The sequence below is a fragment of the Pedobacter sp. Leaf250 genome, assembly GCF_920984735.1.
Classification (GTDB): Bacteria; Bacteroidota; Bacteroidia; order Sphingobacteriales; family Sphingobacteriaceae; genus Pedobacter.
In genome coordinates, this window is record NZ_CAKLBU010000001.1 from 81488 (window position 1) to 104038 (window position 22551).

Annotated in this window: 28 protein-coding genes and 2 tRNA genes; 19 read left to right on the plus strand and 11 right to left on the minus strand. The window is 34.2% G+C overall.

The genetic code is table 11. The features are described 5' to 3' along the window. Positions 1–135: 135 nt before the first annotated feature. The 5 genes from LUA91_RS00350 to LUA91_RS00370 form a co-directional block, all read right to left on the minus strand. Positions 136–522 (minus strand): response regulator transcription factor, encoded by a 387-nt coding sequence (locus LUA91_RS00350; protein WP_231423965.1) that lies wholly within the window; start codon positions 520–522, stop codon positions 136–138. Positions 523–715: 193 nt separating this feature from the next. Then, positions 716–1393 carry a DUF429 domain-containing protein gene (locus tag LUA91_RS00355; protein ID WP_231423966.1) on the minus strand — a complete coding sequence of 226 codons (678 nt, stop codon included), beginning with the start codon at positions 1391–1393 and terminating at the stop codon, positions 716–718. Between the two features lie 9 nt (positions 1394–1402). Further along, positions 1403–2065 (minus strand): DUF2461 domain-containing protein, encoded by a 663-nt coding sequence (locus LUA91_RS00360; RefSeq protein ID WP_231423967.1) that lies wholly within the window; start codon positions 2063–2065, stop codon positions 1403–1405. 8 nt (positions 2066–2073) lie between these two features. Next, on the minus strand, positions 2074–2550 hold the full coding sequence (locus tag LUA91_RS00365) for a DUF1905 domain-containing protein (protein WP_231423968.1): 477 nt from the start codon (positions 2548–2550) through the stop codon (positions 2074–2076). A 36-nt stretch (positions 2551–2586) separates the two neighbouring features. Next, entirely contained in the window at positions 2587–2997 is a 411-nt protein-coding gene (locus LUA91_RS00370) for a helix-turn-helix domain-containing protein (protein ID WP_231423969.1), read from the minus strand. Positions 2998–3096: 99 nt separating this feature from the next. Between LUA91_RS00370 and LUA91_RS00375 the strand changes: the two genes are divergently transcribed. The 14 genes from LUA91_RS00375 (at position 3097) to LUA91_RS00440 (ending at position 14454) form a co-directional block, all read left to right on the plus strand. Continuing rightward, positions 3097–3825 carry an SDR family oxidoreductase gene (locus LUA91_RS00375; protein WP_231423970.1) on the plus strand — a complete coding sequence of 243 codons (729 nt, stop codon included), beginning with the start codon at positions 3097–3099 and terminating at the stop codon, positions 3823–3825. Positions 3826–3837: 12 nt separating this feature from the next. Beyond that, positions 3838–4605, plus strand: coding sequence for an SDR family oxidoreductase (locus LUA91_RS00380; RefSeq protein WP_231423971.1), 768 nt, complete (start codon positions 3838–3840; stop codon positions 4603–4605). 8 nt (positions 4606–4613) lie between these two features. Next, positions 4614–5615: an NADP-dependent oxidoreductase gene (locus LUA91_RS00385; protein ID WP_231423972.1), complete on the plus strand. Its 1002-nt coding sequence runs from the start codon at positions 4614–4616 to the stop codon at positions 5613–5615. A 436-nt stretch (positions 5616–6051) separates the two neighbouring features. Continuing rightward, positions 6052–6264, plus strand: coding sequence for a hypothetical protein (locus LUA91_RS00390; protein ID WP_231423973.1), 213 nt, complete (start codon positions 6052–6054; stop codon positions 6262–6264). 625 nt (positions 6265–6889) lie between these two features. Beyond that, positions 6890–7297: a hypothetical protein gene (locus LUA91_RS00395; RefSeq protein ID WP_231423974.1), complete on the plus strand. Its 408-nt coding sequence runs from the start codon at positions 6890–6892 to the stop codon at positions 7295–7297. Between the two features lie 201 nt (positions 7298–7498). Continuing rightward, positions 7499–7879: a DoxX family membrane protein gene (locus LUA91_RS00400; RefSeq protein ID WP_231423975.1), complete on the plus strand. Its 381-nt coding sequence runs from the start codon at positions 7499–7501 to the stop codon at positions 7877–7879. A 101-nt stretch (positions 7880–7980) separates the two neighbouring features. After that, positions 7981–8412, plus strand: a complete 432-nt coding sequence (locus tag LUA91_RS00405; RefSeq protein WP_231423976.1) for a DUF2147 domain-containing protein — start codon at positions 7981–7983, stop codon at positions 8410–8412. A 6-nt stretch (positions 8413–8418) separates the two neighbouring features. Continuing rightward, positions 8419–9435 (plus strand): YCF48-related protein, encoded by a 1017-nt coding sequence (locus LUA91_RS00410; protein WP_231423977.1) that lies wholly within the window; start codon positions 8419–8421, stop codon positions 9433–9435. Positions 9436–9655: 220 nt separating this feature from the next. Next, complete coding sequence (locus LUA91_RS00415) at positions 9656–10351, plus strand: HAD family hydrolase (protein ID WP_231423978.1); 696 nt, start codon at positions 9656–9658, stop codon at positions 10349–10351. Continuing rightward, positions 10348–11184, plus strand: coding sequence for a phosphoribosyltransferase family protein (locus LUA91_RS00420; protein WP_231423979.1), 837 nt, complete (start codon positions 10348–10350; stop codon positions 11182–11184). The genes LUA91_RS00415 and LUA91_RS00420 overlap by 4 nt, the downstream gene beginning before the upstream one ends. 3 nt (positions 11185–11187) lie before the next feature. After that, positions 11188–11742 carry a TerD family protein gene (locus LUA91_RS00425; RefSeq protein WP_231423980.1) on the plus strand — a complete coding sequence of 185 codons (555 nt, stop codon included), beginning with the start codon at positions 11188–11190 and terminating at the stop codon, positions 11740–11742. A gap of 4 nt (positions 11743–11746) precedes the next feature. After that, positions 11747–12361 (plus strand): TerD family protein, encoded by a 615-nt coding sequence (locus LUA91_RS00430; RefSeq protein ID WP_231423981.1) that lies wholly within the window; start codon positions 11747–11749, stop codon positions 12359–12361. Between the two features lie 21 nt (positions 12362–12382). After that, positions 12383–13483 carry a toxic anion resistance protein gene (locus tag LUA91_RS00435; protein ID WP_231423982.1) on the plus strand — a complete coding sequence of 367 codons (1101 nt, stop codon included), beginning with the start codon at positions 12383–12385 and terminating at the stop codon, positions 13481–13483. 8 nt (positions 13484–13491) lie between these two features. Then, entirely contained in the window at positions 13492–14454 is a 963-nt protein-coding gene (locus tag LUA91_RS00440) for a hypothetical protein (protein ID WP_231423983.1), read from the plus strand. Between the two features lie 4 nt (positions 14455–14458). Here LUA91_RS00440 and LUA91_RS00445 read toward each other — a convergent pair whose 3' ends face one another. Continuing rightward, positions 14459–15322, minus strand: a complete 864-nt coding sequence (locus LUA91_RS00445) for a dienelactone hydrolase family protein (RefSeq protein ID WP_231423984.1) — start codon at positions 15320–15322, stop codon at positions 14459–14461. 59 nt (positions 15323–15381) lie between these two features. After that, positions 15382–16386 carry a phosphotransferase gene (locus tag LUA91_RS00450; RefSeq protein WP_231423985.1) on the minus strand — a complete coding sequence of 335 codons (1005 nt, stop codon included), beginning with the start codon at positions 16384–16386 and terminating at the stop codon, positions 15382–15384. Positions 16387–16496: 110 nt separating this feature from the next. Between LUA91_RS00450 and LUA91_RS00455 the strand changes: the two genes are divergently transcribed. Then, positions 16497–17090, plus strand: coding sequence for a 2OG-Fe(II) oxygenase (locus LUA91_RS00455; protein ID WP_231423986.1), 594 nt, complete (start codon positions 16497–16499; stop codon positions 17088–17090). A gap of 37 nt (positions 17091–17127) precedes the next feature. Here the strand turns inward: LUA91_RS00455 and LUA91_RS00460 are convergent, their stop codons facing one another. Next, positions 17128–17538: an SRPBCC family protein gene (locus tag LUA91_RS00460; protein ID WP_231423987.1), complete on the minus strand. Its 411-nt coding sequence runs from the start codon at positions 17536–17538 to the stop codon at positions 17128–17130. A gap of 189 nt (positions 17539–17727) precedes the next feature. On the opposite strand from LUA91_RS00460, the gene LUA91_RS00465 reads away from it, so the two are divergent. From LUA91_RS00465 to LUA91_RS00480, 4 genes are all read left to right on the plus strand, one after another. Then, entirely contained in the window at positions 17728–20178 is a 2451-nt protein-coding gene (locus LUA91_RS00465) for a glutaminase family protein (protein WP_231423988.1), read from the plus strand. Positions 20179–20351: 173 nt separating this feature from the next. Then, positions 20352–20720 carry a PleD family two-component system response regulator gene (locus LUA91_RS00470; protein WP_231423989.1) on the plus strand — a complete coding sequence of 123 codons (369 nt, stop codon included), beginning with the start codon at positions 20352–20354 and terminating at the stop codon, positions 20718–20720. A gap of 90 nt (positions 20721–20810) precedes the next feature. Next, positions 20811–20996, plus strand: coding sequence for a twin-arginine translocase TatA/TatE family subunit (locus LUA91_RS00475; RefSeq protein WP_231423990.1), 186 nt, complete (start codon positions 20811–20813; stop codon positions 20994–20996). 229 nt (positions 20997–21225) lie between these two features. Beyond that, positions 21226–21474 carry a hypothetical protein gene (locus LUA91_RS00480; protein WP_231423991.1) on the plus strand — a complete coding sequence of 83 codons (249 nt, stop codon included), beginning with the start codon at positions 21226–21228 and terminating at the stop codon, positions 21472–21474. 182 nt (positions 21475–21656) lie between these two features. Here LUA91_RS00480 and LUA91_RS00485 read toward each other — a convergent pair. The 3 genes from LUA91_RS00485 to LUA91_RS00495 all read right to left on the minus strand — a co-directional run bounded on the left by LUA91_RS00485 (position 21657) and on the right by LUA91_RS00495 (position 22515). Then, positions 21657–21740 (minus strand) — tRNA-Leu (locus tag LUA91_RS00485). 72 nt (positions 21741–21812) lie between these two features. Further along, positions 21813–21885, minus strand: a tRNA-Gly gene (locus LUA91_RS00490). Positions 21886–22152: 267 nt separating this feature from the next. Further along, on the minus strand, positions 22153–22515 hold the full coding sequence (locus LUA91_RS00495) for a hypothetical protein (RefSeq protein ID WP_231423992.1): 363 nt from the start codon (positions 22513–22515) through the stop codon (positions 22153–22155). Between the last annotated feature and the right edge of the window lie 36 nt (positions 22516–22551).

Sequence of the window (22551 nt, forward strand, 5' to 3'; positions counted from 1 at the left end):
AAAGCAATGAAATATATGCATTATATTGATCGAATGTTTAGAGCTATGGGTTGATTTATTCTGGAATGTATTTGTATCAATATCTATTGAAATTAATTGATTTGATTATTCCACTTCTATATTTTAATGAAGAATTTATGGTACAATTATATTCTTTGATTCGCTGCCCCCAAGCATTTTGGCGATTTGTTGCGAAAGGTATTCAATATCGAAAGGTTTTGGAATAAATACTGTTTCCGGGCAAGCCGTGATTACTTTTTTAATATCCTCATGGGCCGATACCATGATAACGGGGATATTTGTGGAATCTTTGCTAGCTTTTAGCCTTTGGCATACGTCAATTCCATTTCCATCAGGCAACATTACATCGAGTAGGTAGAGATCTGGAAACTCATCAGATTTTTGCATGAATTCGCCAACCGTTGCAAATCCTGTAATCGCATAATCTTCTCCTTCGAGGATTAGTGAATAAAGGTCTCTCAGGTCGTCGTTATCTTCAAGTATAAATATCTTCTTTGACATGGCTTAGCTATATTTTGATGAACAAGCGCCTGGTTCTTATGTTTGAAAAATGTGTAATAAGGCTATAGATTTTAAAGTTATAGTAAGCTCTTTGCAGAACTCACTAACATCTTTTGTAAAATCCACCGGTGAGTGCTGCTGCCGCACATTCAAATATAGATTGATTATAGCAACTGGAGAATTGAGAGAAATGTTATTTTGCCCACTTTGGAAGGATCAAATAACCTTCTTCTGAAGTTCCGATAGCTTCAAATTTATGATCAGTAAAGAAATGCCCAACTAATGCAGCAGTTATTGCATCGATCTCATCGTGGCTAAGCATTCCATTGCTGAAATCTCCTCTTAAACCAAAATGCTTTAATCCATTAATTAACTGAGGTAAATCTTTTTGTTTTCTAGGCAGGCCTAGAATATCTTGTGCAGCGCCAGGGAAACCTTCTATTACTGTGTAACCTAAAGATCTGAAAATTTGAGCAAGCTCGATACCCCTTAAAGTTAACTGCTGCATACTTTTAATGAGCGGGGGATAAGATCTTATACCTCTTTTAGACATGATTCTTTCACAGGTTCTGGTTATTCCAAAGGTTGCCCTGCCTGGGTCATCATCAAAAACAGATAATCTTCCGAATGGGAGCGAAAGGGGAGAGTCAATTGAAACAATAGTTGGATTTACTGAAATAGTTTTGCTGATCAGATCCTCATTGGTAAACAATTTTGAGGTGCTGGCCAAATTGCCACGTAGTGCGCACCAGCCTGAAGCTTTTTTCTCATTACCTGTAAGGTCAATCCCCACCGAATGGAGGGATTTTCCTGCTGTAAAATCAGTAAAACTGAATGGCAATTCTTTATCGTAGTCAAAGTCCGTCATCATATCACCTCCTTAAACCCTGTTCACAAATTTGTTGAGTTCAAGGCATAATTTCAGCCGTTCAACTATATCATCAAAATTATCTTTTTTGAGGAAATAGGAATCGGCATTATATTTTCTTACAAAAAAACCCTTCATCTTTAAGAATTTGGCAGCAGGGTTTTCGCCATCAAAACCAATAGGTACTTTTTGCAAACTTTCCTGAGCTATAATACCATCAGGGAATGCTGCGTTTAATTTTGGCTCCTCAGCTATTTCCAGCCATTGCTCCAAGTTGTAATCTATTTCCTGGCGTATTTTTTTTAGTTTATCTGGATTTGGTTGGAAACTACCTGCACCAAAACAGCATTTGCCTGGATCGAGCATTACATAATAAACTGCATTTCCACTTTTTCTTCCGCCACTACTGATAACCGCATACAAATAAGTTTTGTAAGGGGATTTATCTTTCGTAAACCTGAGGTCTCTATTTAAACGTGGAATGCAATCTTTAGCCAGCAGATGAGAAGATGCGATTGACGGGTCGAACTCGCTGATGGAATGAATGAGATCTTGAGTGAATGCTTCAAAATTTTTATAAACTTCGCGATATTCATCCCGATTATCATCAAACCATTCTTTGTTATTGTTTTTCTTCAGTCCTTTAAGAAAAGTGAAGGTTATTTTTTTTAGCATATTTCAAATTAACGTTTACCGTCCGGTTTGCTGCTCAATTTTTTTATTGCCAAGAGTATCTTTTTTTCCTGACTGTTCTCGTCATTTTGTGAGAGGATATCTTTGATGATACTTGTTCTTTCCTCTTCGTCCAGAGATTTGAATTTTGTAAGAATTTCAGCATCCTTGAAACACTCAATGATATCATGTTCATCGGTAAGCTTGTTGTCAGAGTCCTTTTGCATGGTAACCACTACTGTATCACCACCTTTTTTATTGATTGCTTTTCTGATATCGGCATTCACTGACATATACATATCCAACCCTTTACGTGGTGCTAAATTCATGTTCTTAAATTCATAACCGTCAATTGTACCAGAAACCTTGATGTATCCCCACTTGCCCTTAATATCTTTAGAATCTGGGATAATGATGTTATAGGTCCATGCACCATGATTTGGGATATAATTTAGCGTCAGTTCTTTGTTTTCTAATAATTCTTTCATAAACCTTTAAGTTTTAAAAAAATGAGTTAAAATTCTCTAGCCATTTTTTAATAGTGCTGCTGTTTGGTTCCTGATAAATGCTTCCTTGTCTTTTTTTACTTCTACAAGCATTGCTTTTCTTTCTAATGGCAACGTAAAATATTTATCAGCCCATATATTGATTTCGATCATTACGGGAAGCAGATCGACCCCTTTCTGGGTTAGTTTATATAAGACCTTGGCTTTGCTCTCCGGGTGGTCTTGTTTGGAGATTAAACCATTTGTTTCTAGCATCAGTAGTCGTGAAGCAAGAATATTGGTTGCTATCTTTTCATCCGATTTGAGGAAGTCGCCGTAAGTACATTGTTTAGCAAACATGAGATCTCTAATAATAAGTAATGACCATTTATCTCCCCAAATGTCTAGTGAGCTGCTAATAGGGCAATCAGACCTTTTTTTTGTATCCATCGTAAATAAATTTATTAAAATCACTTGCAAATTGAAAGTTGTTAATATATTTGCACTTGCAAAATGCAAGCAAATTTACGTAATTAAATTATATATGCAATGAAAACAACAGGAAATACAGTATTTATCAGCGGCGGCAGTGCCGGTATTGGTTTGGCAATTGCCAAAAAATTAAGTGCTGCTGGTAATAAAATAATCATTAATGGCCGTGATGAAACACGTCTTCAAAATGCATTAAAAGAATTGGATCATGCAATAGCCATTCAGGGCGATTTATCGATAGCAGCAGACAGAATTCGCATTGCTGAAAACCTGAAAGTAAACCATCCAGAGGTTAACATCATCATCAATAATGCAGGTGCCGCCTTTATGAATGATTTAAGCGATAGCAAAAATAACGCTGCTGACAAAGCATATCAGGAAATGAATACCAATTACATCAGTGTGATTGATTTTACTGCATTAACTTTGCCTCTGCTTTTACAACAGGCGGAAGCAGCAATTGTAAACGTTTCTTCTATCGCTGTATTCAGATCGAATAAATATCTCCCAACCTATTCGGCAAGTAAATCGGCATTGCATAGCTATACGCAGGGATTACGGGATACATTTTCAGAGAACAATAATTTACATATTTACGAACTTTACCCGCCTTTGGTAAATACTGATTTTTCTGCAGAAATTGGTGGTGCAAATGGAATTTCACCATCAGAAGTAGCAGATGAACTGTTCGTTGCATTGGAAAAAAATCAATTTGAAGTTCCAGTTGGGGATACAAAGAAAATCCACGAATTAATTGTTCCAATTACAGAAAATGTTCCGCATTAATTTTAAGAAGTAATGTATTTAAAGGGAAAAACAATACTCATCACAGGAGGTGGTTCGGGTATAGGACTAGAAGCAGCAAAGCAATTTTTAGAAATCGGCGTCAAGGTTATCATTACGGGCAGAAATCAGGACAAATTAAATGCTGCAAAGAAATTATACCCCAATTTAATCGCTATACAAAGTGATGCAGGAAATGAAGCAGATGCCAAATTACTTTTTGACAAAGTTAGAGATTTAGGCGGCATTGATATACTGTATAATAATGCAGGAGTTGGCATTCCGCCAATTAATTTAGGGATGCCAAATGACAAACATCTTAAAGGTGCCATTTATGAAATGGAGGTCAATTATTTTGGCGTCATCCGCCTGAACAATCTCTTTATGGAAATGCTTAAATCAAAAGAAGAAGCAGCCATCATTAATACAACTTCTATCCTGAGTATTGTCCCATCGATGATAGAGGCTACTTATTCGGCATCAAAATCTGCATTGGCCTTCTACACAAAGTCCTTAAGAGGACATTTACAAATTTTGAACAGTAATGTAAAGGTTTTTGAATTGCTACCGCCACTGGTAGATACGGAAATGGTTGCAGACCGCGATGATAAAAAAATAAGTCCCGAGAAATTAGTAAAAGAACTGATTAGGGGATTAGAGAAAAACCAATATACCATTCGCGTAGGCGATACAAAGCTGATCAATGTATTAAACCGACTTTTTCCTAAATTGACATTTAGACTAATCAATCCAAAGAAATCAGATTCAGCATTAAAATCATAATCATCAGAATGAAAGCATATACAATTAGTAAATACGGAAAAAAAGAAACGTTGCACCTTAACGATGTGCCGGTTCCTCAGCTAAAAGATAACGATGTGTTGATAGAGGTTCATGCAGCTGGGCTAAATCTACTGGATGCTAAAATAAAATCTGGGGAGTTTAAACGGATTTTACCTTACAGGCTACCGCTGATTTTGGGGCATGATGTGGCAGGTGTGGTAACCAAGATTGGAAAAAATGTAAAAAAATTCAAGCTGGGCGATGAAGTGTATTCAAGACCTGCAGATTTTCAGATTGGTACATTTGCAGAATTTATTGCTGTACATGAAAATGATGTTGCCTATAAACCCAAAAATTTAACAATGGAAGAAGCAGCATCCGTTCCATTGGTTGCATTGACTGCCTGGCAGGCGCTGGTAGAAAAGGCAAATCTTAAAAAAGGGCAAAAAGTTTTCATTCAGGCAGGTTCGGGTGGTGTAGGCACCATTGCCATTCAATTGGCGAAACATTTGGGTGCTACAGTTGCTACCACGGCTAGCGAGAAAAGTTTTCCTTTACTTAAAACTCTTGGTGCAGAAGTGCTGATTGATTATAAAACTCAGGATTTTGAGGATGTACTAAATGATTATGATGCCGTATTAAATAGTCAGGACACGAAAACACTTGAGAAATCAATCCATATCTTAAAAGCCGGAGGAAAAGCAATATCTATTTCAGGTCCGCCGACACCAGAATTTGCCAAAGAAGCTGGGGTATCTTGGTTTGTTAAAATAATTCTAACCTTTCTCAGTAGCAATATCCGCAAGAAATCAAAAAAACAAAATGTTAATTATGCTTTTTTATTTATGAGGGCAGATGGTGAGCAATTAAGTAAAATCACTGCGCTTATAGAGGCGGGTGCGATAAAACCAATTGTGGATAAGGTTTATCCTTTTGAGCAAATCAACGAAGCATTGGCTTATGTGGAAAGCGGACGTGCTAAAGGAAAAGTAGTTGTGAAAGTGAAGTAGAGCTATAGGCTTTTTACACTAGAGTTTTGGAGAATTGTATATTTCAAGAATTTCGCCTGTAAAAATAATCCGAATCACGTGCTATCGAAAACCTTAGTTCAGCATTGCTCATAACTATTACATCTCGCAATTTTTGATTTGATATATTCTGATCAAGGTGATTTAATAGCGTATTATCTTGTTTTTTGATACCTTATTACATGATTTTATTTTTTTTCTAATCCTCAACTTACAGTCTTGATAAAGAAAAAATAGAGCTTTAATGTTCATACTATTCTTACAAATTTGTGCCATACTTCAACATAGCCTTGCAACCCGGTAAGGCTTTTTATTTTTAGATTCCATTTTAAATAAATTCTAAACGATTTATCTCTGAAACATATTTTTGAATGTTGGGTTTAAAAGTTAGTTTTGTAATATTAACCAAATATATTTTATGAGCAATATATCTGATCCAAAACCCAACAAAAGGGTAGATAGGGTAGAAAATGAGCATAAGAAAATTAATGAGCCCTACAGTTCAACCACGAAACGAAAATTTGAAGGTTGGCCAATTCTGTGGATTTTAATTGCACTGTTAATGGTGTTCTTAATTCTCTGGTATACAGGAACTACTAAAGATATTTTAAAGTGGATTGATGGAAGATAGCTTGAACAAGCTTTTATCATACCAGATTTTAGGAGTTTATTCTGAATGTTAATCTACTAATGAGCGTTAATTTAGAGTTTAATTTGTGTGCTTAAAATTTATCATCGTCGCTTGGAATTTGCTCAGCCGAGAAATAACAATATAACATAAGACCAAAAGATAATAAGTAAAATGCTGCAGTAATAATTAGGAATGTGCTCATCATGTTGATTATTTGGTTAGTGTAATTATAGCATTAAGTTATCGTAAATATTATAGTGGAAACGCCAATTTATATTTAAAATTATTAACAACAGTAAAATTTATGTTGAAAACTGTGTATTTAGTTTTATTGTTCTGTAAAATTTAACTTCATCTGCAACCGATTTTGGTATTGATGATTTACAAGGGTTACGGATCAATATTAATGCTTTTAGTAAGAGACTATACTTATCTAATTCGTTTTATGGATTGATTATCTGTCTCAATTGCCCCCTTATTATGACCTTTTTAGCAATATCATATTTTAGATATTCGATTAATTTTATTTCATCATTAAAAAAGATCGATTATGATGGCACAGCCAATATGGTTTTATAAATCTAAATGCATAGCCACATCAATTTAATTCTGAAGAGTAATATCAATGAGAAACGAAAAATTAAATCTTTTGCAACCATTTGTTGGCAATTGGGTTACAAATGGGCAAACTGCTGATGATAAAAATATTGTGGGTACAGATATATATAAATGGATTGATGGTGGTTTTTTTATGGTACATAATGTTGATATTCAAATAGGAAATGAACATATCAGCTCGGTCGAAATAATACATTATGATAATCTGGAAGATGTTTTTCGGACACAATCTTTTGGCAGTGATGGATTGATATCAATATCCACAATAAAAATATATGATGACATCATTCTCATATTTGCAGATCATCAGCGGTTTCAAGGCAAATTTTTGAAAAATAAAATCGTTGGTATTTGGGAACATCGCGTTAAGGATGAATGGCAGCATTTGATGAACATTCAATTAACTAAACAATGATGCCTATTAGGAAGTAATGGATATATTCAAATTAAATTTATCTTCTACTTCCTGGTAAAATGATTATAGATTCATCGTTTTACAAGAAAATAGGGTAAATAAAAGAAAAGGTTGTTTTATGATTTTGAAGACATTAATTAAAACAGGAAGCATTAAGATAATTCGGATCAGGTGTGAATAATAATCAAACTTAAAATAAATATGAAAATTGCAGTAATTATTATCCGCGTATTATTGGGAGGCATGTACATTTTTGCTTCAGTACCCGTGCTTTTTAACATTCCAATGGGAGAAATGCCTAAAATGACCGCCGACCAAACTACATTTATGTCGGGAATTATGGTGGCGAAGTACTTATTTCCTTTAATTAAAGGAACCGAATTGGTGGCAGGTTTAATGCTATTGGTAGGTAGAACTGCACCATTGGCTACCATCATTATTTTTCCAATCACACTCAATATATTCCTCTACCATGCATTTCTAGGTCCTAAAGAGTTGCCAATGGTCGGTGTAATGTTGTTATTTAATTTATTTTTATTTTATGCGTATCGCCAAAAATATTTGCCTATCATTTCTAAATAAAATTTTGGGATAAAAAAACTTTCTCATACTTTTTTGCTTTATTTATTGTTTCACTATACAAGATGATTATCTATCTTTAAAAACTAACTAGAAATAAAAATATGAGAAAGTTCCCATTCTTAATGCTACTTTTTGTAGCTGTATCATTTTCAGCATTGGCACAAAACAAAGATGCAATTGTTGGTAAATGGCTCAATCCATCAGGCGAAGGACAAATTGAGATCTATAAAAAAGGCGATAAATATTATGGCAAATTAGCTTGGATTAAAGAGCCTAATTTAAATGGAAAACCAAAATTAGATGCTAAAAATCCCGATGCTTCTTTGCAAAAAAGACCTCTGTTAAACTTAGAGATTTTAAAAGATTTTGTTTATGAAGATGGAAAATGGACTGACGGAACAATATATGATCCGAAAAGTGGTAAAAATTACAGTTGCAATATGACTTTGAAAGGGAACGATGTTTTAAACGTTAGAGGTTATGTTGGAATTTCATTACTCGGCCGATCGGAAACATTTAGAAGAGTTAAATAAATAATGATGAAAAAAATAATATGGTGCCTTTTAATGGCACCTTTTTTTTGCGCCGCACAATCGTACTCTTTAAAACCGTTAAACGAAAATACTAAAACCAGTATTCGTGGTTTAAGTGTTTTGAGCGATAAAATTATCTGGGCAAGTGGAAGCAATGGATCAGTAGGGAAAAGTACTGATGGTGGTGTGCACTGGCAATGGCTAAAACCAAAGGGATACGAAAAACTCGATTTTAGAGATATTGAAGCTTTTAATGAACAGCAAGCCATTATTGTTAATGCTGGTTCGCCAGCTTATGTTTTGAAAACAACTGATGGCGGCTTAAATTGGACTGAACATTATAAAAACGTCGATTCGGCCATTTTTTTAGATGGGTTGGATTTTTGGGATAAAAAAAGGGGCATCATATTTGGCGATCCAATAAATAACAAAATGCAATTGCTAAAAACTATTGATGCCGGTAAAACCTGGATTGATATTTCATCAAACCTAAAACTTGCGTTGGCAAATGGCGAAGCTGGTTTTGCTGCAAGTGGAACCACTATTAAAACACTAGACGGCGGTAAAGTTTGGATTTCAACTGGCGGTATGGCTTCAAATATTTATTACTCTGCAGATTATGGCCAAAACTGGAGTGTTTTTAAATGTCCAATTTGGCAAGGCGAACAAACTATAGGTCCGTTTTCAATGGATTTTTTTGATGCAAAAACTGGTGTGGTTGTAGGTGGAAATTATGTACAGGATAAGCAAAACACCAATAATGTGCTATTAACCTATGATGGAGGCCAAACCTGGCAAAAACCTATAGTGCCGGTTTCAGGTTATCGCTCTGGAGTTACCTATATTAATGCTAAAACGCTTGTAGCAACAGGTACATCAGGAACTGATTTATCTATTGATGGTGGTAAAAACTGGAAGCATATTTCAGATCAAAGTTTCAATGCAGTTCAAAAGGCTAAAAAAGGTAATGCCATAATTTTAGCTGGAGAAAAGGGTTCTATTTATCAATTAAGCCTAAATTAAATTAATGTTAATTTGTAACAGAAGCACCAATCTTCGTTCTAAATATTAAAATAAAATTTCTGATTGGTCACATTTAAGTACGATAATTTTGTTTCTTTGCTTTATCTAAATTTCAAAAACAAAAGCTTATCTGTGATAAAACTTACAATCAAAGATTTCTAATTCTACAATCAATTTTGTAATATTAGAATTTTATAATACAGATTAGGAAACAGGCAAAATGGCTTTTTACAAACATTATTCATTCGATCTTTGGTTAACGTTGATTAAATCAAATCCAACGTTTAAACTCGAAAGAACCAAATACTTTCATGCAAAATTTAATGGTAAGCAAAAAAGTATCGATGAAATTGGGGTTATTTTTCGTCAGGTAGATTTAATGGTAAATGCCATAAACGAAAAAACCGGTAAAAATGTTGATGCTGATGAAATGTACCTCATGGTAATTAGCATGATCAATGATTTCAGCTTTGAATTTCAGGAGCTGGATTTAGATAAACTTTACAGCGATATGGAGGAATTGCTTTTTGAGCATATGCCTTTAGTTTATTGTGAAAATTGTCTTCCTGTACTATCCCAAATAAAAGAAGGCAATCTAAGTTCTACCAATATATTAAGCAATACTGGTTTCATCAAAGGAAAAACATTAAGAAAAGTACTTAATCACTTACAAATTGATCAATTTATCGATTTTCAATTGTATTCTGATGAAGTAAGAATGTCGAAACCAAACCCTAAATTTTTTGAGTTGATGTTAAACACGATCGATCAGAAAAAGCATCCCGAATTAACTTTAAATAACATTATTCATGTTGGGGATAATCCACATGCTGATATTCGTGGCGCCAATGCATTGGGTATAAAAAGTATGTTGATTAACTCCAACCAACAATCTATCTTAACACTACTTTCATGATACCTTATACCTATTCACTTCATAAAATAGAAAGCACAGCCAATTTTGGTTTCAATCCTGATCATTACAGCCGATTTAAATTTGGCGATAATCTCATTGCGAAATCATTTGGAAAGGATTTAGCAGATGGTTTCATTAAATATTATCTGGCTGATAACTTGATCACAGATCAAATTGTAGTCATTTCAAGTCCTTATAGTTTTATTCCTACCGCAACTTTTGCAATGAAAAACTATTTTGTTTCTCAATTAAATCGTTGGTTAGTAGAAAATGGTGGCTTGCAGGTACAAGAAACCAAAGTACACAGAACAGTTACTTACAAAGAGGATTATGGCGAACTAAGTGCCGAAGAGCGTTTGAGTCTTATTGGTAACGATTCATTTCATATTGATAAGGAATTTTTAATGGGAAAAACCTTATTATTTCTCGATGATATAAAGATAACAGGTAGCCATGAACGAATGATTCTGAAAATGGCGAAAGAATATGGTTTGTCAAATGAAATGCACATGTTGTATTTTGCCGAGCTGGTAAATAAAAACATTCATCCAAACGTAGAGAATTTCTTAAATTACCACCAGATCAAATCAATTTTCGATTTAGAGGAAATTATTGATGGCGGTGATTTTTGTTTCAATACCAGGATCGTGAAATACATCCTCAATACTGCTACAGAAAGTTTTACTATCTTCCTCGAAAGTAGAACGAGTGAATTTATAAATGAACTTTATGATTTAGCATTGGGAAACGGCTATCACAGCATAGAAGCTTATGCTGAAAATTTACTTCAAATAAAAGATTATATAAAAAATAACAACTATAAATTAATTTAAGATATGGCTATTAACTTGCAAAAAGGGCAGAGAGAAAATATTGATGCTCCTAAATTTACAATAGGTTTAGGCTGGGATACAAACAGCTCTTCTACTGGTGCTGCATTTGATTTAGATGCTTCAATTTTTATTTTAAATGATCAGAAAAAACTGGTTTCTGATGAGAATTTTGTTTTTTACAACAATCTGGTGTCTCCTGATGGAGCGGTGGAACATACAGGCGATAATTTAACAGGAGATGGCTACGGTGATGACGAGCAAATTAAAGTTGATTTAACCAAAATTGATCCTAGAGTAAGCGAAATTTGCGTGGTGGTTACCATTCATGAAGCTGAAGCCAGAAGACAAAACTTTGGTCAGGTTAGAAACTCATTTGTAAGAATATTCGATGCAACAACTAATGAGGTGATTTTAAAATATGAATTAGAAGAAGATTTCTCAATAGAAACTGCAGTTGAATTTGGTAGGATTTACAAACGTGAAGGCAAGTGGAAATTTGAAGCAGTGGGAATGGGCATGAAAGGTGGTTTACAAGATTATTTAAACAAATATCAATAAAATTATGGCAATCAATCTTCAAAAAGGACAGCGAATCAATTTAGAAAAAACTAACGGAAGCAAGCTGCAGAATGTTTGTGTAGGTATTAATTGGGGCGCTATTGAAAAGAAAGGAATGTTCGGTTTTGGTTCATCCAAAGAAGCTGTAGATTTAGATGCCAGTTGTGCTTTGTATAACGAAAATAAACAACTTTTAGAGGTGGTTTACTTCGGTAACTTAAAATCGAAAAACGGATCTGTAAAGCATAGTGGCGATGATTTAACCGGCGATATGGGTGGCGATGATGGTTTGGATAATGAAGTAATTACTTTGGATCTTGCTCAATTGGATGCCGGCGTTAGTTACGTTGCTTTTGTGTTGAATAGTTTTAGAGGGCATGATTTTGGAACCATTCCATTTGCCTCTATCCGTATTTATGAAGGCACAAGCAAACGTGTGAATGAAGTTTTTGCAAAATACGATATTGCTAATGATGCGGCATTTAAAGGTTCTGTATCAATGGTAATGGGCGTTTTCTATAAGAAAAATGGCGAATGGAAATTCAACGCCATTGGAGAGCCAACAAGAGATAGAAAATTAGAAGAAACTGTAAAAACGGTAACCCAAAACTATTTATAGTTTACCGATAAAAATTAAACTATGGAAACCAACCCTAATGCTCCGCTGCCAAATTTAACGCCAGTAAAACTGGATAAAGATGGCAATGTAAACCTCGAAGTAATTACCACCGAAGAAACTGCAAAATACAAAGAGATTGCGAAATCCTTAGAACCATCGGATGTAAACTCCATTTTAAATTATGGAAGTGAAGCACAAAATTCGATGGAAAAATACAGTAACGATTTCCTGGCATCTGTTAGAACTTACAATAGTGGCGAAGTTGGCGGACTAATCAACGAACTGCTTACCGAACTGAACTATATTGATGTTTCTGAATTGGAACAAAGTGGTTTTAAAAGTTTCATCTCACGCATTCCATTTTTAAAAAACCTGGTTGTAGATGTTAAAAAACTGTTCCAGAAATACGATGTGGTGGTAAATAATATCGATAAGATAACCAACAAAATCAAAGCCGGGCGACTAAACTCCATTAAAGATAACACTGCATTACAAACCATGTTCGATAGCAATGTTAGCTACATCAAACAAATGGAAGATTTGATTATTTCTGGTCAGCTAAAATACAACGAACTGCAACTTAAACTTGCAGAAATGGAAGGAAGACCTGCAGATTATCAAGATTATGAAATTTCCGATTTAAGAGATTTTACGAGCCGATTGGATAAGCGTTTGGCTGATATGAAGATTGTTCGTTTCATTATGTTGCAATCTTTGGCCCAAATTAGAGTGGTGCAAAACAACAATACCTCTATTGCCGAAAAAGCACAATCAATTGTTTCTACAACCATCCCGGTCTGGAAAAATCAATTAACCATTGCTGTTGCATTACAAAGGCAAAAAGCCAATGTAGAAATGCAGAAAAAAGTATCTGATACAACCAATACCATTTTGCAGAAAAATGCCGAAATGTTAAAGCAAAATAGTATCGATGTTGCTAAAGAAAACGAAAAAACTGTTGTTTCTTTGGAGACTTTAAAGATGACAACCTCTTCATTAATTGAAACATTAAACGAAGTAAAACAAATTCATGAAGCTGGCGCACAAAGTAGAAAAGTGCTCGATGGCGAATTGAAAACCTTAGAAGCAGAGTTGAAAAAGAACGTTACGCGGGTGAGCTAAACTAAACTATGGATGAATACCGATTAAATATTTTAAAAAAATCAAGCGCAGAGATCAACCGTTTACAGTTGCTCTCTGTGTTTTTTGATGATGAAATTATTTATAAAATATATTTAAGAACACAGGTTATTCATCAGCTTTTTACCAATAATGAAGATCTGGAAATAGAAAAACTCGATCTGTTTCACCTACAATTTACCGATAGTGTTATTGCCTTACTCCGTAAAATTAAAAAGAGTAATGAGAAGAATGTTGCTTTAATCTACGATGAAATCGATTTGAATGAAGCATTGATTGATAAAATGTCTGGATCATTTGATGATAAAAACAAGTTCAATCAAGAAAAACAAAAGCAATCGCTAAAAATTAATCAATCGCTTAGAAGACTTTATAATAATCTTTCTGATTTAAGTACTGATTTTCCCTTCTCAAAAAATATTAGCGTTTTCAGTGCCAAATACGCAAATGATTATTACTTTGATTTAACAGCCGAGCAGTTATCGCAATTAATCGATTATCAAGGCAAGAATGTTTATTCGAATGCTTATGCCATTATCGAAAAGAAATTAATGGGCAGGCTGTGCAAATTTGATTTTAGAACTGAATTTTATTTAGGCTTAAAATCAGGCGAGCTGATTATAGAAGTTTATAAGTTTTTAGATAGCAAGACCTATTATTTATTCTTCCCTAGCCGAAATCTCTTTCTGCTCTGCGATTTATCGGTTTTTAATGATCTTGATACTTCCAACAATCTGTCGGAAAGGGAAAGGATTGTTCAGGAACTGGAATATAAAAATGATAAACTGAAAAGCAATGCTGGAGTATTGAAAACATCCATGTCAAAAGATGTACAAGATTTATTAGAAAGCAGCTACCAGAAAATATCTGATATCAGCTTTCTAAATCATCTGAATTATTTCGATGTTCAATCGAATATTTTAAAAGAAATGCTTCGTACAGATCTTTTTTAACCTTCTATCTAGTTAAAATTGAAAGTTTACGCTTAAATAAATCAATGGTTCTTTCCCAGGCCAATTTTGCTGCGGCTTCATTGTATCTGGTTGGAGAAGTATTGTTGTTAAAGGCGTGGTTCACTCCATCGTAGATATAAATCTTATAATCAATCTTATTTTCCTTTAACGCTTGCTCATATGCAGGAATTCCTGCGTTTATGCGCTCATCTAAACCACCATAATGCAGCATCAAGCTGGATTTAATTTTTGGTACATCAGCGGCATTGGCTTGCGCACCGTAATAAGCAACTGCTGCTTGCAATTTAGGGTCGTTTACCGCCAGTTTATTGGCCATACCACCGCCCCAACAAAATCCAACACAACCCACCTTGCCATTTCCATCTTTTCTGTTGCGCAAATAGTCCAAAGCTTTCAAATAATTTTGCAGATTTTTTTCTGGATCAAGTTTTCCAATTAATTCACGGCCTTTATCCTCATCAGTTGGTGTTCCGCCTAATGGCGAAAGGGCATCAACACCTAATGCCAAAAAACCTTCAGCAGCAATGCGTTTAGTTACGTCGATAATGTGTGGGTTTAAACCACGATTTTCATGAATAACCAATACACAGCCCAACTTCTTTTTACCTTTAGGTTTGGCTAAAACCGCTTTCATTTCGCCATCTGCCCCAGCGTAGGTAATATTTTCTACTTCAATTTCATCGCTAATAAAATCGGCTGCAGCAGCATAATTATTTTCTAACATTGGTAAAATTGTCATGGCTAAAGCTGTACTGCCAGCTAGAATGGCTAGCTTTTTCATGAAATCTTTTCTGCTTACCTGGCTGTGGGTATATTCATCGTAAAGGGTAATAATTTTCTGATCCATTTGGGTTGATTTTGTGAATACAAGATAGCCAAGCCTTATGATATTTGATAGCTTTATTGCTAAAAGTTACAATACATCGCTTCCCACCGTTTAATCAATTCTACCCTGTGTTTTACATATCTGGGTGTTAAAAAGGTATTCGACCAATCGTCATATTGATCATAAAAAAATTTTAAAAAATAAATATGAAAAGTAATTCCCAGGTAGGGGATAGCCATTATTTCATCTTTAGTTAATGTTCTTATTTCTTGGTAAGCTTTTAGAAAAATATTAAAATCTGCCTCTGCCTGCTCTTTGCTTATTCGATTGTTTAACTGATGAAAGAAAAAGTGGTTTAAAAACGACATTAAATCATTAATTAAATATCCTTCGCCCCCGAAATCAAAATCGAAAAATGTGATCTTTCCATCCTGATCAAAATGGAAATTTTTTGGAAAAAAATCGTAATGACAATAACCATAGGCAAAATTTGATGTCGCAAAGGATGAAAATTTGTCCATAACCTTTTTTGCGATTTCACTCAGATACTCATACTCCTCAGGCATGTCGCCGAAATGTGGTTTTAAGGTTTCTAAGGGATGTAGTAATGTGGTTTCAAAATCGAATATGTGTCTCTTATGCTTAAGCTTTAGGTTTATTGTTATTTCATGTAGCTTGCCGATTCCTTTTCCTAATGCGATTAAATTTTCTGTATTTAAATCCAGTATTACATTGCCTTCAGCATAAGAAAATAGTATGCCATTTCTTATGCCTTCTATTGCATTAAATTGTTGAATTTGATTTCCAGATCTATCTCTTATAGGATAAGAAACAGAATTCCCGTTGGTTTTTAAGATATTTAATAATTCAACTTCAGCTTCAATTTCATTTGATTTGCGATGGGAATCACGATAAATTTTAAAGATATAACGATCTGTATCATTCTTTAAAAGGTATGTATCACTTACATTTCGAATCAATAATCTGCATGTAGTATTTTGCTGGAGTTGATAAGTATCAATAAGATATTTATTTAAAGCAGTTGAGGATAACGTGGAATACTGAGCTGGGAAAATTGAATTCATTGCTGCCGAATTAAAACCAACCAAATATAAATGATTCAATATAGCATCACTGCATAAAATTAGAGTACCTTGTAACTTTTGAACGTGTTGTTCTAATTAACATTGAATTATTGTCGAAAATATTCGATTGCCTTATTGATAGTTATATCGAAGATAAGGTTGGTATTGCAGAAAACTTTCTGAGTATTTCTCTTGCTGCTCATTTAAAAGATAATTTAAACCATCTTTTTCAAAACAATGAACTCTTAAATGCCGGCATTGGCAACAGCAAAATCGCCACACAAAATAAATTGGTGAGGAGTGATGTGATTTATTGGTTGGATAGAAAGCATAATAATCAATACGAAAATGAGTTTTTCGATTTGATGGATGAATTTGTAATTCACCTCAATAGCACTTGCTATACCGGAATTACAGGTTACGAATTTCATTATACGCTTTATCAACCTGGAACATTTTACAAAAAACACATCGATCAGTTCCAAAATAACGGAAGCCGACAATATTCATTGATTATGTATTTAAATACAGATTGGAAATTTGAGGATGGTGGTGAACTCTGTATTTATCAAAATGATTTGCCACAAAATATCTCTCCAAATAATGGCAAAGGTGTATTTTTTAGAAGTGCCGATTTGGCTCACGAAGTTTTAGTAACCAATAAACAGCGAATGAGTATTACCGGATGGTTAAAAATAGGCTAATAAAAGCGCCTTCAGTTTTCCAGAAAGCGCTTATGATTTAATTTTCTTCTGTATATTTTTTGAAATTATTTAAAATCGATTGCCAGCCACCTCGCTGCATTTCAATTGGATTTTGATTCTCTGGATCGAAGGTTTCAATCACTTTGGTTTTACCATCCGTTTCCTCGAAAGTAATTTTTACTTGTCTGCCATCTTCCAAACCATACTTAATTAGCTTGTGGTCTTCTACGTTACTGTAAATCCCTTCAAAATCAAAACCGAAGCTACCATCTTTTGCTTCCATTCTGGTTTTAAATTTTCCATTTGTTTTTAGATCGTTTTCAGCATAGGGTGCATGCCAATCGCTAGCGGCAAAAGTCCATTTTGTAATGTGCTCTGGTGCCGCCCAATATTGCCAAACTTTTTCAACTGGAGCATTTATTATTGCTTCTACTGTTATTGTTTCCATTTCTTAAGGTTTAAATTGTTAATGTAAATTTATAAGAAGTATTCACAATCTGGCAAGGGCGTATGCGACAAATAGGAGGTGTAATTTCCATTACTCGAATTTTACTTTCGTAACAAATCGAAAACAAAAGCGTAATTAAAGTTTCTATACTTACATTGGAGGCTAGTTAAACGTTTTACCAAATATGTTATGAGAAAATTTTTAGTCCTGCTTTTAGTTGGCTATACAGCTGCGTTTGCACAACAACGATCAGCACCAGCTTATCCTTTAATTACACACGATCCTTATTTTAGCATTTGGTCATCATCAGATTCTTTAAATAAAAGTACCACCAAACATTGGACAGGCGCTAACCAATCGCTTACCGGGATGATTAGTGTAGATGGTAAAATTTATAATTTCCTTGGTCAATCAGAAAAAGTTTACCATTCTATTTTATCTACCGCTGATGAAAAACCAGTAGAATTAAATTACACCGAAGATAAACCAGCTGATGGTTGGTTCAATGTTAATTTTAACGATAATAATTGGAGAAAAGGCAGTGGACCAATAGGAAGTGAAAAATCGCAGGTGCAAACGTTGTGGAAAAAGGATGAGGTTTGGACACGTAGAAATTTTGACCTAAAAAATATATCGAACCATAAACTCTTTTTAAAAATTAGGCATGACGATAATGCAATAGCCTATTTGAATGGTACAGAAATTTATAATGTGCCAAAGTTGGAAGGTAAGTTTGTTTACATCCCAATCAATAAAAACTTACTTAAACCAGGCAAAAACACACTCGCTATTTATGCAAAAAATACTGGAGGACCATCATTCTTGGATTATGGTTTGGTAGAAGAACCTACAAGGGCGAATGCTGTAAAAATTGAAGAAGCAGTGCAAAAAAGTTTGAAATTTAATCCCACTCAAACCATTTATACTTTTCAGTGTGGTAAAGTAGATTTAACATTAACATTCACTTCTCCACTCTTGATGGATGATTTGGATCTTCTTTCCAGACCTGTTTCTTACATCGCTACCAAAGTTAAATCCAATGATGGACAACCACATGAGGTTAAATTGTATTATGGCGCATCAACCAATATTGCAACACACAATGCATTTCAAAAGGTAGAAGCAAAGAAATACGCAACTGCTAAACTTTCTATATTAAAAGCCGGAACAATTGAACAGCCTTTGTTGAAGCGGGCAGGTGATGATGTAAGGATTGATTGGGGTTATATGTATGTAGCAGCACCCAACGTATATAAAAGTGTTCAAAATATTTCGACCATTAATGATGCATTGAATACATTCTTAACCGGAAAACAAATCAATCAGGATGTTATGAGTGGTGAACAACTGGTTCTAAATACGATTATCCCTTTAGGAAAAGTTGGCGCTACTGAAAAAGAAAATTACGTAATGCTAGGTTACGATGATGTTTATTCGTTGCAATATTTTAATACCAATTTAAGGCCCTGGTGGAATACAAGTGGAAAGGAAACGATTGAGAATCAAATGCAACTGGATAGCGATCAATATGCTGTGGTATCGCAAAAGTGCGAAGCCTTTGATAAAAAATTATATGACGATGCAGTTAAAAGTGGAGGAGAAAAATATGCACAATTATGTATTTTGGCATACAGACAGGCCGTTTCTGCACACAAATTAGTTAAAAGCCCAGAAGGGGAATTGTTATTCTTATCAAAAGAAAATTTTAGTAATGGCTCAATTGGTACTGTAGATATTACCTATCCATCTGCACCTTTGTTTTTGATTTATAATCCCGAATTGCTCAAGGGCATGATGAATGGTATATTTTACTTTAGCGAAAGCGGTAAATGGACCAAGCCTTATTCTGCTCATGATTTGGGGACTTATCCTTTAGCAAACGGGCAGACTTACGGAGAAGATATGCCCATTGAAGAATCGGGAAACATGTTAATTTTAATGGCCGCCATCGCTAAAACCGAAGGCAATGCCAATTACGCCAGAAAGCATTGGAAAACGCTGAGCGTTTGGGCAGCATACCTTAGCAAAGAGGGCTTGGATCCTGCGAAACAATTATCAACTGATGATTTTGCTGGTCACCTGGCCAGAAACGCAAACTTATCGGTTAAAGCTGTTGTTGCCTTGGGTGGATATGGCATGTTGGCAAATATGCTTGGAGAAGTGGCAACAGGCAAAAAATATACTGAAATGGCAAAAGAAATGGCTCAGAAGTGGATGGTTTTGGCCGATGCTGGTGACCATTATGCTTTAACATTTAATGATAAAAACACCTGGAGCCAGAAATATAATCTGGTTTGGGATAAAGTATTGAATCTTGGTTTGTTCCCGCAATCGGTTTACGATAAAGAAATTAAATTCTACTTAACTAAACAAACAAAATATGGTTTACCATTGGATAGTCGTAAAACATATACCAAATCTGATTGGATTACCTGGACAGCCACTTTAGCATCAAACAGAAAGGATTTTGAAGACATAGTTGAGCCAGTACATACCTATGCGATTGAAACGCCAGACCGGGTACCGATGAGCGATTGGCATGAAACAAAAGATGCACGCAGGCAGAATTTTACTGCCAGAAGTGTAATTGGTGGATTTTTTATAAAAATGTTTGAGGATAAACTGAAAGGGAAAAATTAATACGTGATGAATGTTCATAGAGAAAAATTCTGCTATTTTATTAGGTAGGAACCATGTTCTCTCATCTTATTCTAATTAAGTGTTAATTAATTAAAAACAATTTATTAAATAGCTGGTTAATTAATTGGTTTCTAAATATTTGATTTGGATAAGGTTAGAATAAAATTAAAGTGATGGGAAAATCTGTGTTTGTGCTAGAGGATGATGAAGGAATTAGAGATGTGATTATTCTTTTGTTAGAAGAAGAGAATTATGATGTTAAAGGTTTTGCAAGTGTTGAGGATTTTAATCTAAATGCTAAAAACCTTCAACCAGATCTTTTTCTTCTTGATGTGATGTTACCAGATGGAAGTGGGATGGATGTATGTGGTGTTCTAAAAAAGTCTGAAAACACTAAAAATATTCCAGTATTAATGATGAGCGCACACGCAAAGATTGCCGAGATTAATAAAAGTTGTAATGCACAGGGTTTTATCGCCAAACCATTTGATATTTATGATTTATTAAAGAAAGTTGATTCTCAATTAAATCTTCCATCATAATTATTTTTAAGAAAACCAGTACGCATAAATCGACGTATATATATTTAAATTCGGTATTGAATTTATTTAATAAACCTTAAACCACAAGAAATGACACATTCAACCATTGCAGCAATACTTGGCGGACCAGAATTAATTATTTTGGGAGTTGCCATCCTTTTATTATTTGGAGGCAAAAAAATTCCAGAATTAATGAGAGGTTTGGGAAAAGGTATTAAAGAATTTAAAAACGGACAAGAAGGTACTGATGAGCCAAAGGTTCAAAAGGAAGTCTAAAATATATTTACCCTGAATTACATTCATCTACCTAAAAACTTAAAGCTTCAGATTACTTCTGAAGCTTTTTTATTATAAGCGAATTTTTATCTACACAATGAATTGATTTTCAAGGCTTATAGATTACTTGCAATAAAATTAACTTTTAGATTACATAGAAAATATTCACTAAAGCTATTTTTGACCTGTTCTTGAAAAAATTAACACAAGAGCCAAATGTTAAAAAAAAATGAAATATCTAGTTAAAGAAATAAGTGAAGGAAATTGCGACATCACTTTATTGCCAGAGAATTTAAACGATAGGAAACTTTTAATTGAAGCGACAAAAAATTTACCAGAGAATTATCAAGAAAATATTCAATTTCATTATGAGCATGCATTAAAAAATGAAGTTCATGATCAAGCTGCTTTCATATCTTTAAACGAATCAGAAAGTAATTACCCAAAAAGAGTAAATGTGAATTATCAGATTATATAATCAAAATGTACTAAGGCCTTCAAAAATTGAAGGCTTTTTTTATGATTCAAGATTATGAATTGGATAAGTTATAAAAAGAATTTTTAACTATTTCGTTAAAACAATTACAGGTAAATACATCAAATTTTATGGAAATAAAAAAGCCATCATTACTGATGGCTTAAGTTTCGATTTGTTTATTGTACTCGGGGCGGGAATCGAACCCGCACGCCTTTGAAAGCACAGGATTTTAAGTCCTGCGTGTCTACCAGTTCCACCACCCGAGCATTAGTCAAGCCCGATAAATCGAGATGATTAATGTCTTAAAATAAATGCCTTCCGGTAGGAAAGGCATTTAGAGCGAAAGACGAGATTCGAACTCGCGACCCCGACCTTGGCAAGGTCGTGCTCTACCAACTGAGCTACTTTCGCATTAATAATACAATCGCTGTATTCCCTTTGGGGTTGCAAATATAGAAATATATATTTCTGATTCAAAAAATATTAAACTTTTTTTCGAATTTAAGTTGATTTTATACAACCATTGTCAAATTTATACCAAATAAAAAAAGCCATCATTTCTGCTGGCTTTAGTTTCGATTTTTTTGAAGTACTCGGGGCGGGAATATAATCGACCTGTTAACTAATTGATTTCTAATTACTAATAAGCACCATGTTGCAACATTGTTGTAAATGTTGTTAATTTCTATTCTCTTTTAACTCATGCAGGACTTTAACATGCTCTTCTAACAGCATGATGTATTTTGCCTGCGTTTCTATCACTACATTTCTTAACTCTGCATTGCCCATGGATTCATAGGGAACGGCTGGATCATTCACCATATGCTCCAACTTTTCTGTATTTAAAATGGGAAAGTATTTGCTGAAGTCAAACCTGATTGACTTACCAATTGCAAGCACATATTTCATCTCCATTTCTGGTTCTTTCAGAATCTTACTTAGTTGAACACGACTGATCCCGATGTCCTCAGCAGTGCTGATAATGGTTTTGCCTGATTTAGCAAACTCCTTTTTTACTACATCGTCAACTTTAATTTTCATTTATGCAAACTTATTTATGTATTTGATAATATTTAT

Bases quoted from the DNA above. Each gene is read 5' to 3' on its own strand.
- LUA91_RS00350 (WP_231423965.1), bottom strand. From the start codon at position 522: ATGTCAAAGAAGATATTTATACTTGAAGATAACGACGACCTGAGAGAC.
- LUA91_RS00355 (WP_231423966.1), bottom strand. From the start codon at position 1,393: ATGATGACGGACTTTGACTACGATAAAGAATTGCCATTCAGTTTTACT.
- LUA91_RS00360 (WP_231423967.1), bottom strand. From the start codon at position 2,065: ATGCTAAAAAAAATAACCTTCACTTTTCTTAAAGGACTGAAGAAAAAC.
- LUA91_RS00365 (WP_231423968.1), bottom strand. From the start codon at position 2,550: ATGAAAGAATTATTAGAAAACAAAGAACTGACGCTAAATTATATCCCA.
- LUA91_RS00370 (WP_231423969.1), bottom strand. From the start codon at position 2,997: ATGGATACAAAAAAAAGGTCTGATTGCCCTATTAGCAGCTCACTAGAC.
- LUA91_RS00375 (WP_231423970.1), top strand. From the start codon at position 3,097: ATGAAAACAACAGGAAATACAGTATTTATCAGCGGCGGCAGTGCCGGT.
- LUA91_RS00380 (WP_231423971.1), top strand. From the start codon at position 3,838: ATGTATTTAAAGGGAAAAACAATACTCATCACAGGAGGTGGTTCGGGT.
- LUA91_RS00385 (WP_231423972.1), top strand. From the start codon at position 4,614: ATGAAAGCATATACAATTAGTAAATACGGAAAAAAAGAAACGTTGCAC.
- LUA91_RS00390 (WP_231423973.1), top strand. From the start codon at position 6,052: ATGAGCAATATATCTGATCCAAAACCCAACAAAAGGGTAGATAGGGTA.
- LUA91_RS00395 (WP_231423974.1), top strand. From the start codon at position 6,890: ATGAGAAACGAAAAATTAAATCTTTTGCAACCATTTGTTGGCAATTGG.
- LUA91_RS00400 (WP_231423975.1), top strand. From the start codon at position 7,499: ATGAAAATTGCAGTAATTATTATCCGCGTATTATTGGGAGGCATGTAC.
- LUA91_RS00405 (WP_231423976.1), top strand. From the start codon at position 7,981: ATGAGAAAGTTCCCATTCTTAATGCTACTTTTTGTAGCTGTATCATTT.
- LUA91_RS00410 (WP_231423977.1), top strand. From the start codon at position 8,419: ATGAAAAAAATAATATGGTGCCTTTTAATGGCACCTTTTTTTTGCGCC.
- LUA91_RS00415 (WP_231423978.1), top strand. From the start codon at position 9,656: ATGGCTTTTTACAAACATTATTCATTCGATCTTTGGTTAACGTTGATT.
- LUA91_RS00420 (WP_231423979.1), top strand. From the start codon at position 10,348: ATGATACCTTATACCTATTCACTTCATAAAATAGAAAGCACAGCCAAT.
- LUA91_RS00425 (WP_231423980.1), top strand. From the start codon at position 11,188: ATGGCTATTAACTTGCAAAAAGGGCAGAGAGAAAATATTGATGCTCCT.
- LUA91_RS00430 (WP_231423981.1), top strand. From the start codon at position 11,747: ATGGCAATCAATCTTCAAAAAGGACAGCGAATCAATTTAGAAAAAACT.
- LUA91_RS00435 (WP_231423982.1), top strand. From the start codon at position 12,383: ATGGAAACCAACCCTAATGCTCCGCTGCCAAATTTAACGCCAGTAAAA.
- LUA91_RS00440 (WP_231423983.1), top strand. From the start codon at position 13,492: ATGGATGAATACCGATTAAATATTTTAAAAAAATCAAGCGCAGAGATC.
- LUA91_RS00445 (WP_231423984.1), bottom strand. From the start codon at position 15,322: ATGGATCAGAAAATTATTACCCTTTACGATGAATATACCCACAGCCAG.
- LUA91_RS00450 (WP_231423985.1), bottom strand. From the start codon at position 16,386: ATGAATTCAATTTTCCCAGCTCAGTATTCCACGTTATCCTCAACTGCT.
- LUA91_RS00460 (WP_231423987.1), bottom strand. From the start codon at position 17,538: ATGGAAACAATAACAGTAGAAGCAATAATAAATGCTCCAGTTGAAAAA.
- LUA91_RS00465 (WP_231423988.1), top strand. From the start codon at position 17,728: ATGAGAAAATTTTTAGTCCTGCTTTTAGTTGGCTATACAGCTGCGTTT.
- LUA91_RS00470 (WP_231423989.1), top strand. From the start codon at position 20,352: ATGGGAAAATCTGTGTTTGTGCTAGAGGATGATGAAGGAATTAGAGAT.
- LUA91_RS00475 (WP_231423990.1), top strand. From the start codon at position 20,811: ATGACACATTCAACCATTGCAGCAATACTTGGCGGACCAGAATTAATT.
- LUA91_RS00480 (WP_231423991.1), top strand. From the start codon at position 21,226: ATGAAATATCTAGTTAAAGAAATAAGTGAAGGAAATTGCGACATCACT.
- LUA91_RS00495 (WP_231423992.1), bottom strand. From the start codon at position 22,515: ATGAAAATTAAAGTTGACGATGTAGTAAAAAAGGAGTTTGCTAAATCA.